This is a genomic window from Idiomarina loihiensis L2TR, assembly GCF_000008465.1.
GTDB lineage: Bacteria > Pseudomonadota > Gammaproteobacteria > Enterobacterales > Alteromonadaceae > Idiomarina > Idiomarina loihiensis.
On record NC_006512.1, the window covers coordinates 560,216 to 572,119 of the forward strand.

Annotated in this window: 7 protein-coding genes; 6 read left to right on the plus strand and 1 reads right to left on the minus strand. The window is 42.8% G+C overall.

Going from position 1 to position 11,904, the window contains the following annotated elements; translation table 11 throughout:
• The first annotated feature begins 251 nt into the window (after nucleotides 1-251).
• Both IL_RS02710 and IL_RS02715 read left to right on the plus strand, forming a co-directional pair.
• On the plus strand, nucleotides 252-2,717 hold the full coding sequence (locus IL_RS02710; RefSeq protein WP_011233792.1) for a GTPase: 2,466 nt from the start codon (nucleotides 252-254) through the stop codon (nucleotides 2,715-2,717).
• On the plus strand, nucleotides 2,714-4,381 hold the full coding sequence (locus tag IL_RS02715; RefSeq protein ID WP_011233793.1) for a GTPase domain-containing protein: 1,668 nt from the start codon (nucleotides 2,714-2,716) through the stop codon (nucleotides 4,379-4,381). Before IL_RS02710 ends, IL_RS02715 begins: the two co-directional genes overlap by 4 nt.
• A gap of 64 nt (nucleotides 4,382-4,445) precedes the next feature.
• Here the strand turns inward: IL_RS02715 and IL_RS02720 are convergent, their stop codons facing one another.
• On the minus strand, nucleotides 4,446-5,726 hold the full coding sequence (locus IL_RS02720; RefSeq protein WP_011233794.1) for a GTPase: 1,281 nt from the start codon (nucleotides 5,724-5,726) through the stop codon (nucleotides 4,446-4,448).
• A gap of 214 nt (nucleotides 5,727-5,940) precedes the next feature.
• Here IL_RS02720 and IL_RS02725 point away from each other — a divergent pair, with 214 nt between their 5' ends.
• From IL_RS02725 to IL_RS02740, 4 genes are all read left to right on the plus strand, one after another.
• Complete coding sequence (locus IL_RS02725; protein WP_011233795.1) at nucleotides 5,941-7,554, plus strand: sigma 54-interacting transcriptional regulator; 1,614 nt, start codon at nucleotides 5,941-5,943, stop codon at nucleotides 7,552-7,554.
• A 279-nt stretch (nucleotides 7,555-7,833) separates the two neighbouring features.
• A complete protein-coding gene (locus IL_RS02730) occupies nucleotides 7,834-9,000 on the plus strand; it encodes a nucleotide sugar dehydrogenase (protein ID WP_011233796.1) in 1,167 nt (388 codons plus the stop codon).
• 15 nt (nucleotides 9,001-9,015) lie between these two features.
• Nucleotides 9,016-10,026, plus strand: a complete 1,011-nt coding sequence (locus tag IL_RS02735) for a Wzz/FepE/Etk N-terminal domain-containing protein (protein ID WP_011233797.1) — start codon at nucleotides 9,016-9,018, stop codon at nucleotides 10,024-10,026.
• A gap of 64 nt (nucleotides 10,027-10,090) precedes the next feature.
• On the plus strand, nucleotides 10,091-11,887 hold the full coding sequence (locus IL_RS02740) for an ABC transporter ATP-binding protein (protein ID WP_011233798.1): 1,797 nt from the start codon (nucleotides 10,091-10,093) through the stop codon (nucleotides 11,885-11,887).
• Nucleotides 11,888-11,904 lie beyond the last annotated feature (17 nt).

Below are 11,904 nucleotides of genomic sequence, written 5' to 3' on the forward strand. Positions count from 1 at the left end.
TGATATCAATCCATTTTCTTTCGAGAAAGTCGTTTTCTGACACTTAAATCTACAATTACCTGTTATTTAATTTCAATTGGACGGAGCCAAACTTTCAATCAGCCGCGATGCAAGCTGTCGTAGTCACTCCATAAACTCCTTGCAATCTTTACAAAACTTTTGCACTGTCTGTTTCTCTAGAATGTTAATAAAGTCCCAATTGATGTCACGGATAGGCTTTTACCGCCTAATATTATTTAAAAGGAATTTCAATGAGTTGTGCAGCAGTTGGTGAGTTTATGGCTCACCTGATCATATCCGACGAACATATTCATGCTGACCAAATTGTTATGCTCAGAGAGTTTATTGAATTATATGGTTTGGAGAATGATCAGGAGAAAATCTTCAAAGTATTAGAAGGAAAAGGAGAGGAGAGACTCCCTCAGCTTTATAAAGAATTAGAGCAACTCAGTAAGAAAGAACAAGAAATACTGATTGAAAACTCAGCCGCAATTGTCGGTTTTAATCGACATTTTGCAAAGCAAGAAAAGCAGGTAATCGCTACTCTATGCAAAGCTGCAAACATAGAGCCGTCAGAACTAATCGCCGCTGTAAATGACATTATCGAAAACTCGACAAGAGCCTTTAATGACAGGCTCGCTTCACCTGAGATCCAGGATAAATACAGTACGGTAAGCTTAAAGGTTCGTCGATTTTTTTCGAGGGGAGCCAAGCGAGAATACTTAACGACGAAAATAAAAGAAAGTGAACTGTCAGGGCCTGAGTATGGCAACGCAATAAAGAAGACCGGTGAAATAGCAGAGAAGGACTGTCAGCTGGTTGAAGCTGAGCTTTCCAAAATCTTCTCCGCCTTAGAAAGCACCCGCAATGAATTTCAAAGCGTTATCAAAGAGAACTCGATAGATAGAAACAAAGCCAGCGAAGACGAAGTTAATTTCCACACCTTTCTCGTTGATTTAAATGACCGGCTTGATAAGCAAGCAAAAGAAAGCAATGAAGAGTTAAAAGACCTGGTGGATAAGAAACGCCGGGCAAAAAATGCTTTTACTATCGCTCTTATGGGCAGAACAAAGGCGGGAAAGAGCACTCTGCACTATGTTATGACCGGCGAAGGTAAAGAGTTTATAGGCGTAGGAGCTGAGCGGACAACCCGGTTTAATCGAGTTTACGAATGGGAAAACTTGAAACTAATTGACACCCCAGGTATTGGAGCTGCCGAAGCCGGGGGCCGCTCAGATGAAGAAATTGCGTTAAGCGTTGTGGATACCGCCGATGTTATTTGCTACGTAGTAACGAGCGACTCAGTTCAAGAAGTGGAATTCAAGTTTTTATCTCAAATCCGTAATAGTAATAAGCCCGTTTTTGTTCTTCTGAACTACAAAGAGAATATAGAGTCGCCACCGCCTCAATATAAAAAGTTTGTCAAATCTCCACTGCACTGGTTTTCTCGTGACGATGAGAAAAATATACAAGGAACTGTTAACCGCATAAAGCGAGGCATCGAATCGTACTATGATGGTAACTCCGTCACGATAGTTCCTGTTCACCTAATGGCAGCAAAAATGGCAATGGATGATCGCTGCAAAGCTGACAAGACAGCTTTCCGCAGCGGTTCGCGAGTTGATAACTTTTTTAATGAAATCCGTGAAAACGTTATTGAATTAGGTCAACTAAGAAAGTCACAGACGCTGCTTGATAATACGGCTTGCCGCTTGTGCCGAATGTTGTCTGTGGTTAGAGAAAAGCAAGAGAGCTCAGTAAAAGTAGCGAAGGATATAGAGAACAAACAGCAAAAACTTTTAAAGTTAATTGATAAGCAAGTAAAGAAAAATAAATCTGCATTTATTAGAGAACTCAAGCTTACTATGGAAAGCGAGCATGGTTCAGCTAAAGACTTTGCATCAGAAAACTATAAAGGCAAAAAGAAGGATATTGAACGCAACTGGAAAAAAGAAGCAGAGCGAATTGACCAGCAGTTGAAGGAAAAACTGGAAGTAAAATTGAAAGACTCGGCCGCTGTAGTCCAAGAAGCCGTAAATGAAGCAATGGAGGACATCGCGATAGGTTTTGACGCCATAAGAGAAGCGGACTTCGATGAGCAAAGTACGTTTAATACAAGTCGCTTGATGTCAGCTCTGGGAGCGTTAATGTCTACAGGTGGCGGAGCTGCCCTTATTATAATTGGTTCAATGTCGACTCCCGCAGGTTGGGTCGCAGCCGGATTCGTGGTTGTAGGGATATTCGCTGGTTTTTGCTCAGGCCTGGTAAAGTCGAAAGAGCGAAAAAGAAAAGAGGCTATTGATGCAATTCTTAAGCAAGCCAATAAAAACTTAGATGACCTGGAGCAAAGTTACACCGAGCAAGTGGATAAACTTTTTGAAGAGTTTCATGAAAAAGCCTCCAGACAATTATCTAGGGTGTTGTCTCGCGTGTCGGAGCAGTACCGAAACTCTGCAAATCTGCTTACACCGTATTGTAACTCGCTAAACAACGCCATTAATGAACTGAACCAACAGTTTGCTGTTCGCATCATTGAGTTCGCACGTGACGAGCAACTTCCCGAAGAGCGTATTGGTGAGTTAAAAGTCACTCGTGACTTAGGTAAGAAAACCGAAATTGAGACTAGTTTAAGGATTTCAGAGCAGGGCATACAAAGAGCGGAAAAAGCATTAAGAGAAAAACTAACGGTAAAAACATTGGCAAAAGGTGTGCAATGAACTTCTCAGAGAAAGCAGAAAGAATTACCTCACTAAAGACTCAAGTGTTCGAGGTATTAAATGAGTATCCGGGCTACGAAAACCTGCGGAATAAGCTAAGTTCGGAGCTAGATGAAAAAGAACAAGACTCAAAACTTCGCCTTGTTTTCGCGGGCCAGTATAGCTCAGGTAAGTCTTCTATTATCTCGGCACTAACAGATAATAAAAGCATAAAAATAGACTCCGACATTGCGACGGATAAGTCTGAGGATTACGAGTGGCGATCGGTTACGTTAACCGACACTCCCGGGATATCAGCGGGCCGACCTGATCACGATAAGGTTACTCACCAAAGAATCCAGCATGCGGACATACTTGTTTATGTGGTCACATACTCGCTATTCGACAATGTTCTTATAGAAGACTTTAAAAGGCTGGCGATTGATTACAACTACAAGCACAAAATGGTTTTAGTCGTTAATAAAATGTATTCGGAGGAAGGCGAGTATGACCAGCTGTGTGAGACTTACCTCAAAAATTTAGAGCAACAGATAGGAAAAGAAACGATTCAGCTTATGCCTGTGGCATTTGTGTCTTCGGGTAATGCTTTGGAGGAGGATGCCGATTTTCATCCCTATGGTCATATGGATGACTTAGTAAAGTTGCTTGATGACATGATAGAAAAGAATCAGTCGTTAGCAGGTGTTGAGGCTGTAGCTCAAATTATCGCTACACACATAGAAGACGAGCTGGCTACTAAGGTGGAAGGCACAACGAAGGAAGAGCAATTACTTTTACAGCGCATTGAAAGAGTGATCTCTCAAATTAAAAAGGACGCCGAATCGGCACTGAGAGAAGAAGCCTCAAGAATAAAAGCATTAGCTAAAAGCATGGGCAGCGAAAATGCTTTAAATGTTGGAACTAGCGAGACACTAGAAGAGGATGTACAAGCGTCCTCTGAACTGCTTAACACAGAAGCACATAACGCATTTGATAATTTGACAGCACGTTTTGATGAACTGGATAAAGAGCTTGATAGTGAATTGTCGGAGCTAAATGACAGCAACTTAGCTGAACAGTTTTTCATGAGGTTTGAAGAAAATTCCTCCGAGAATTCGCTAGGCGAGACTCCCGATATTGGCGATGCCGCTGATTTTGCCGTAGCGAATCAGCTGTCAGCGTTACTAGGTCGTGGGAGCGGAGCTGTCGCCAGTAAGGCTATGGGCGCAAAAGCGGGTGCCGGCTTGCTTAAAGCGAGCGGAGCCTCAGGTAGTTCAGTTCACCAAACGGTATTGCAAGTGGGTAAAGCTTTGGGAGTTAAATTTCAGCCGTGGCAGGCAGTTAATATCGCCAAAAACATCGGTAATGTGGCTAAAGTATTAGGCCCTATTATGGCGGCATTGCCGATTATATTTGAAGGCATCGATATTTATAATGAAGAAAAAAGAGAGAAAAAAATAGCAGAAGCTCGCAGGAATATCCGCGAACAGTTTCAAGATGCAGGTGACCAGATAACCCAGCAAATGAAAGACTCCGCAGGCGAGTTTATAACTGCAAAGTATGGTCAGCTATTAGAGGAAATTAGTAAGCTACGGCGCGCCAGAATCAATGAAGCGCAAAATTTAGAAACTTGTGGTCAGAAGCTAAAGTCACTCTCCAATAGCCTTCGTGAAGTTTTGGTTTGAGTTAGGGCTTTTCATGTCTGTACGCTCCTGGACGTTATTCAGATCCAGGAGCGTTATTCACACTTTAAGCTAAATCAAGGCAGTCAGAGTCTTTTCCTAATTTTTCTGATAAAAAGTTGCGAAGAAAACCAAGCACTTCGTCTCCACCAATGGCCTTTTCCATCAATCTGGGATCTGGGTCAAAAGCGGTTTCAAAAACGGCTTTTATCAAAGAGCTTTTGCCAGAATTAAGCTCAAGGCGTTCATTAATACTATTAATCAGAGCTTCTTTATCCGCATCATTTTTCGGCGTATCTACTTTATTAATGCATAAAACAACCGGACGATTATAGCGTTTTAGCTTTTCAAAGGTTTCTAGCTCTGTACCTGTAATACCGCGTTGAATATCAACCACCCAAACAAACACGTCGGTGTGAATTAAGTAGTCTGCAGTGTTCTCATTCACCTCATGCTCGCTGTCATGGAAACCGGCATAGTTCATAACGGTTGCGGCTTCGTTAAGTGCATAGGCTTCAGCTTTACTCGTTGAACCGGGTACGGCACTAACATTATTTGTATCAACGCCAAACGTTTCACGAATTAACGAGTCTTTGCCGCACGAACCTTCACCCACAATGCCAATATTAACTCTTTTTTCTGCCAGTTGACGCAACATAGCTATTTGCACAACCGCGGGTATGGTTTTCCGGTAAGCCGGGCCTGCAAGGTCAAAAGCAAGCCAGAGTCCTGAAGCAAACCAGCCTACAGGGCCTAAAGCCACGCCAATTGTTCGGGTTACCAGAATATTTCCGCCGAAGGTTAAGCCTCTGTTGAGTAATGCTCTGGCAATATAGTTGGCAATAATGACCGCCATTCTATAAGTGCTGAAGCCTAGCGAACGTAGCCCCAGCTGAGTTCCCATGACCGATAGTGCGGCTGGTATTTTCGTGGTTTCGTAACCAAACTCTAATAAAAGTTCGGACTTCTCTTCTTCACTCATTTCAGCTACTGCATCTGCGAACAGCTTGCCAATAATGAGATCTTCGTTTTCCTTAGCTAAGTTGGTTTTACTCACATCGGCTTTTAGCTTTAAACCCACGTCATACACAATTTCACTGTAGTAAGAAGGCTCCGTAAAGACAGACTTCAAACTGTTGCTACCAGCGTCTCTCAAGTCATTGATGAGTTGTTCTGCATGCTGTTCTTTTACAAAGTAATTTGCCGTATTACCTGTTTGTTGCTGAGCCTCACGTGCTGCGATTCCAATTGAGCGCTGCAGGTCTTTATCAACTTTTAGATACTCTACTAAAGGTAAAATGTCGGCGTAATGTGTTTTACACAGTGTTTCTACTGGATGATTATTCATAATTTTTTCCTTGTTTGTTATTTCAGAAACAATCTAGAGATTGCTGATATACATACAGCAACAAAGGTGCCAACTTTAATTTTTTAAATTAATATATTAAATATCAACATCTTAGCTGTTAATTAGGTTTCATCAGATAAAACCGCGTGTTAATAAATATTAATTTAAATTAAGATAATTCAAATCAACTGAAATTTTTTAATTTGAGGCTGGCATGAAAAGAGATTATGAGCACTTAGAGGCGAACTTATCGTGTTTGGTTAGCCGCTATTCGGAAGATCCAGAGCAGGCTAAACAAGTATTTTCGTCACTTTTTCACGAGTTTCTAACCGGCGAAATTGGCAAACAGCTTAAGCACAGCTTAAAGGAAAGGTATGAATCGATAACTCCCCCCTCTGACGAGGCGAGCAAACTTTTTAACGTGCTGAGTAAAAAATCAGACGAGAAGCTTATTGAGCTAATGTCAGAGCTTTCAGCTGCTGAAAGAGGACGGGAATATGGAGAGCTTGGTTTAACGCATTTGTCTGCTCAGTTACGTCGCCCACTTGTGCTGCATTTATGTGATGCACTATTTAAACCAGAAAACTCAAAGCTGTTAGATGAACTCGTTAATTACCTTATCCAGTCAGGTATGCGAAGCCTTGACTCGAATATGGCGCTGAGATGGGAGTGGACGGAAGAGCTCAATGACAGAGCAAAGGAGTTTTTAGCTAAGTTACAACTTGCTGTAGCAAAAGACGGCGTTCCCGATTTAGATATGAATAAGGAAGGGCCCGTCATGATCTGTGGTCCAACGGGTTCAGGTAAAACGTTAATTGCAAAGCTGCTGGCCGACTCACTCTTTGAGAGCAAGCTTATCAGTCTTAATATTGCGGCAGTAACCGACAGCGTCCTGGAAAGCCGAATTCGGGGGCATACGAAAGGAGCGTTTACTGGTGCCAGCCAACAAGTAAAACCAATATTCGCGAGTGCCCATAACGGCGTCCTGGTGTTTGACGAGCTTCAGTCTGCTTCCCGGCAATCACAGACTCAGTTATTAGACTTGTTGCACTCAATAAGCGATAAGGTTCAAGTCGCTCCTATGGGGAGCCACGAGTCGAGTTTATATCAGGTCAGGACATTGTTTCTGGTCAATGAGCCGTTAAATGAGTTATTAAACAGTAATGAACTTCGCCTGGACTTTCTCCATCGTATGCGGCAAATCGTTACATTCCCGAGTTTGCATGAGCGTTTAAACCAAAAAACGAAAAACTTAAAACTGCTGCCGGCACTCATTTCATTAATGAAGCTTTCGTTCATATTAAATTATTCGTCTGATGGCCACTTCTCCGATATATCGCGTGCACAGCTGTTCGACATTATCTGGAACCTGAAGCTGGAAGATGAAGCCGAGGCACAACTTCGTCATTATTCCTGGCCTGGCAACCTACGTGAATTTGAGCGGTTATTTACCGACTTGTTTCATGAGCAACTTCTGCTTGATCGTAAAAGCAATACAATAAAATTGATTAAAAGAAGTTTCTTCCGAGATTTTGCCTTAGCCACCGAACAGCGGCAGGCTGAAGCAAAAGGGTTAGGAGATGAAAACAGACTGAGTGAAGCCGAAAGCTCTGACTTAAATGAAGTTGAGCAATTAAAAGTAAAATTAGTGTCAGATGCATTAAGAGAAAACAACTTTGTGCTGAAGGATACCTACGAAGCATTAAAGAACTATGATGTCGGTTTGGGTCACCATAAAGCACTGAAACTGTTCCTGCTAGGTTATACAGCGCATTTTCCGGAAGGCATACGACACTGGATTAATGAGAAGCATGTTCAGAACGCGTAATGTAGCCTGACACTTGTGTCAGGTGAGACACCGGCCCTGACACAAGTGTCAGGCTACGCCACCCAACGCGCCCCCCAACCAACGGAACCAACCGCTCAAAATATCGTCAAAAAGTTGCAACAAAGCCTTTGTAGGGCAAGGGCTGCATGCGGTATCATACGCGCTTGATCTAAATTTAGTAACGCGCAAAATACAAAAAAATAACAGCACCATCGGTCTATGGGAGCCGCACCCTATGGGCGGTAGCGTGCCCAACCGTTGTAGCCAGGGTTAAAACGAATGAAAATTGCAGTAGCAGGTACAGGATACGTAGGTTTATCAAATGCGGTTCTCTTTGCACAACATAATCAGGTTACCGCAGTCGACATAGACCAAGAAAAAGTAGAAAAAATAAATAAAAAACAATCACCTATAGTCGACAAAGAAATTCAGCATTTTTTACAGGAAAAGCCCCTGAACCTCAGCGCCACCACCGACGCGCACGCGGCATACAAAAACGCCGACTTTGTGGTTATTGCCACCCCCACCGACTACGACCCGCAAACCAATTACTTCAACACCAAAACCGTTGAAAGCGTTATAAGCCAGGTAATAGAAGCCAACCCAAATGCCGTTATGGTTATTAAGTCGACCATTCCGGTAGGGTATACACAGTCGCTAAAAGAAAAGTTTGGTACCAACAACATTCTGTTTTCACCAGAATTTCTGCGTGAAGGCAAAGCCTTGTACGACAACCTGCACCCGTCACGCATTATTGTCGGCGAACGTTCAGAGCGCTCTGAAACTTTCGCAAACCTGCTAAAGCAGGGCGCCGAAAAGCAAAATATAGACACCCTGTTTACCGATAGCACCGAAGCCGAAGCCATTAAGCTGTTTGCCAATACCTATTTAGCCATGCGTGTTGCCTACTTTAATGAGCTAGACACCTACGCAGAAGTGCACGGTTTAGACACCAAACAAATTATTGAAGGCGTCTGCTTAGACCCGCGCATAGGTTCGCATTACAACAACCCCAGCTTTGGTTACGGCGGCTATTGCCTGCCAAAAGACACCAAGCAGCTTCTCGCCAACTACGATAACGTGCCACAAACCCTAATTAAATCGATTGTGGACGCCAACCGTACCCGTAAAGACTTTATTGCCGACCAAATTATTGCCAAACAACCCAAGGTAGTGGGCGTGTACCGCCTGGTGATGAAGTCGGGCTCAGACAACTTTCGGGCGTCGGCCATACAGGGCATTATGAAGCGCATTAAAGCTAAAGGCATAGAAGTGGTAGTGTACGAACCAGAGTTAAAAGAGGAGCGCTTCTATAACTCGCGGGTTATTAATAACCTGACAGAATTTAAAGCCGTGTCGGAAATTATACTCAGTAACCGGCTGGCCGATGACTTAAAAGACGTGCAAGAAAAAGTGTATACGCGCGACTTGTTTAACAACGACTAACTTATAAGAAAAGCCATGACACAAGAAAACCAGCAAAACCCAAATAACCAACCGCCAGCGCCATACGGGCCCGGGCAATACCCACCCAACTATTATAATGGCCCATACCCGCAAGACGATGAAATAGACCTGCGCGAGCTGTTTGGCATTATATGGGACGGTAAATGGATTATTATTGCCATTACCTTTGTATTCGCAGTGGGCTCGGTTATTTACTCGTTAAGTTTACCCAATATTTATAAAGCCGAAGCGACTCTAGCACCTACTGAAGAAGCTCAAGGCCAAGGGCTGGGCGGTGAACTGGGAGGTTTAGCGAACTTAGCCGGTATTAGCGTAGGTTCCGGAAAAGTCGACAAAGTGACCATGGCGATGGAAATATTACAATCTCGTCAGTTTATTAAAAATTTTGTGCAAAAGCATAATATTCTGCCAGAAATCATGGCGGTTAAAGAGTGGAATGAATCAAGTGGTGAGTTAGTTTTTAATGAGGAAGTCTACAACCCTAATGCAAACAAATGGGTTAGAAAGACTGAGTCATCTAAGCAACCAGCACCTACTAGCTGGGTATACGTAAATGTTTTCAAAAATGGGCTGCTAGTAGAAAAAGATGAGGAAACCCCAGGCTTAGTAAATTTATCGGTGAGTCACCGGTCGCCGATTATAGCGCATCGCTGGGCCGAATGGTTAATTCAAGACATTAACGACCATATGCGTCAGCGTGATATTAAAGAGGCGCAAAGTAGTATGGAATACCTGCAAAACGAGTTAGGCGAAACCAATTTAAGCAGTATGCAGCAGGTTTTCTATCAGCTTATTGAAAAGCAAATACAAACCATTATGTTGGCGAATGTAAGGCCGGAGTATGTATTTCAAGTATTAGATCCGGCTGTAGTACCGGAACAGAAAAGTGCGCCGTCGCGCGCCTTAATTTGTATTGTTGGTACATTCTTAGGCGGCTTCTTATCGCTATTAGTTGTATTTATTCGTCACTTAATTCGCTCAAGCAAAAGTAAAGCTGATTCTTAAAGTAGCCTGATGCTATCGCGTCAGGTGCTATCCTTCTATTTAAAAAAAGCAGTTATTAAAAACCATGTTCAAACGCCTAAAAGCATTATTTAAATTATTAACCCCAGAGCAACGAAAGCGCTTAATAGGCTTACAGTTTTTAGTGGTGTTAATGGCTTTTGCAGAAGTTGCAGGTGTTGCGGCAATCGGGCCGTTTATGGCTTTGGTGGGTGACATAAGTCTGTTGCAAGGCGAAGGTAAACTTGCTCAACTATATACTGTAAGCGGTTTTGAAAACCCCGAAGACTTTCTTTTCTGGCTGGGAATTGCCGTATTAATAGCACTGTCTGGCGCGGCAGCGGTTTCAATGTTCACCACTTGGCGGCTGTCCTTATACGCTGCTCAGGTAGGGGCTGAAATATCAACTCGTTTATATAAGCATTATATGCAGCAGTCTTGGCTCTTTCATGCTAGTGGCAGTAGCAGTCAATTAACAAATCGTATAGCCCAGGAAGCTGGCCGTGTAACGAATGTGGTCATTCAACCACTAATGCAAATGAACGCTAAAGGTGTTTTGGCATTAGTTATGGCAACAGCTATTTTTATTTTTAATCCGACAGTAGCTTTAGCCGGGCTCTTAATATTCGGGTTGGCATATGTTGCACTGTATAAAACAGTACGTAAACAATTAGGTAAGAATGGACGCGCTATATCTGAAGCAAATCAGCAACGCTTCAAACTAATGAACGAAGGTTTTGGTGGTATTAAAGACACGCTATTATTAGGTCGGCAAGCTGAGTTTAATGAACGCTTTGAAAAATCTAGTCATAAGTTAGGTCGAGCACAAGGGGTTACAAGGGGGCTTGCACAAGTACCACGCTATGCAATGGAGCTTATAGCATTCGGTGCAGTTATATTTTTAGTACTGTATTTGTTATCCGCTTATGACGGTAACCTTGGGAATATTTTACCAGTTCTATCGGTGTATGCCTTGGCTGGTTTTAAGCTGCTTCCAGCCTTTCAGCAAATGTACACGAGCTTGGCGCAAGTAAAAGGAAATATAGCGTCGTTTGATAGTATTGAAGAAGATTTAACTGCAAGCCAGGAAATTGAAGATATAAAGCCAGCGTCTAGCGCTGGTAAGCTCTCTCCGAAAAAGCTGATAAAGCTTGATAACATCAGTTTCGGCTATCCGGACAAAGAAGAAAAAGCATTAGTTGAATTTACTCTAGATATTCCGGTAAACCAAGTGATTGGTTTGGTCGGTGCTTCTGGTTCTGGTAAGTCAACCGCTATAGATGTGCTTTTGGGCTTAATAGAGCCTCAGAGTGGTTCTTTAATAGTGGACGGAGAAGAAATTAAAGGCGGGAAGAAGAGAGCGTGGCAAAACAATGTGGGCTTCGTACCTCAGGCTATATTCTTAGCCGACTCTAGTATTAGAGAGAATATTGCTTTCGGAATACCTCCAGAAGAAATTGACGAGAGCCGCGTAACTAGCGCTGTTAAAATGGCTCATTTAGATGAATTGCTTAAGCGCTTACCCGAAGGTTTGAGTACACGAGTCGGCGAACGTGGTATTCAGCTTTCGGGCGGTCAAAGACAAAGAATAGGCATTGCGCGTGCGTTATATGACGACGCAGAAGTTTTAGTTCTGGACGAGGCGACCAGCGCCCTTGACGGTATTACTGAAAAGCTGGTTATGGATGCTATTCACGACTTTTCAGGTAAGAAGACGATTATTATGATTGCGCATCGATTAACAACGGTTAAGCAGTGCGATTCAATATATATATTAGAAAATGGAAGGGTTTTGGATAAAGGTCATTATGATGATCTAGTTTCCAGAAATAAAACTTTTCAGGAAATGGCACACCACAGCTAGCAGATAATAAGACAAAG

What these genes read in the sequence shown, in the direction of transcription:
- IL_RS02740 (WP_011233798.1), top strand. Translation starts at nt 10,091, where the DNA reads ATGTTCAAACGCCTAAAAGCATTATTTAAATTATTAACCCCAGAGCAA.
- IL_RS02715 (WP_011233793.1), top strand. Translation starts at nt 2,714, where the DNA reads ATGAACTTCTCAGAGAAAGCAGAAAGAATTACCTCACTAAAGACTCAA.
- IL_RS02710 (WP_011233792.1), top strand. Translation starts at nt 252, where the DNA reads ATGAGTTGTGCAGCAGTTGGTGAGTTTATGGCTCACCTGATCATATCC.
- IL_RS02735 (WP_011233797.1), top strand. Translation starts at nt 9,016, where the DNA reads ATGACACAAGAAAACCAGCAAAACCCAAATAACCAACCGCCAGCGCCA.
- IL_RS02725 (WP_011233795.1), top strand. Translation starts at nt 5,941, where the DNA reads ATGAAAAGAGATTATGAGCACTTAGAGGCGAACTTATCGTGTTTGGTT.
- IL_RS02720 (WP_011233794.1), bottom strand. Translation starts at nt 5,726, where the DNA reads ATGAATAATCATCCAGTAGAAACACTGTGTAAAACACATTACGCCGAC.
- IL_RS02730 (WP_011233796.1), top strand. Translation starts at nt 7,834, where the DNA reads ATGAAAATTGCAGTAGCAGGTACAGGATACGTAGGTTTATCAAATGCG.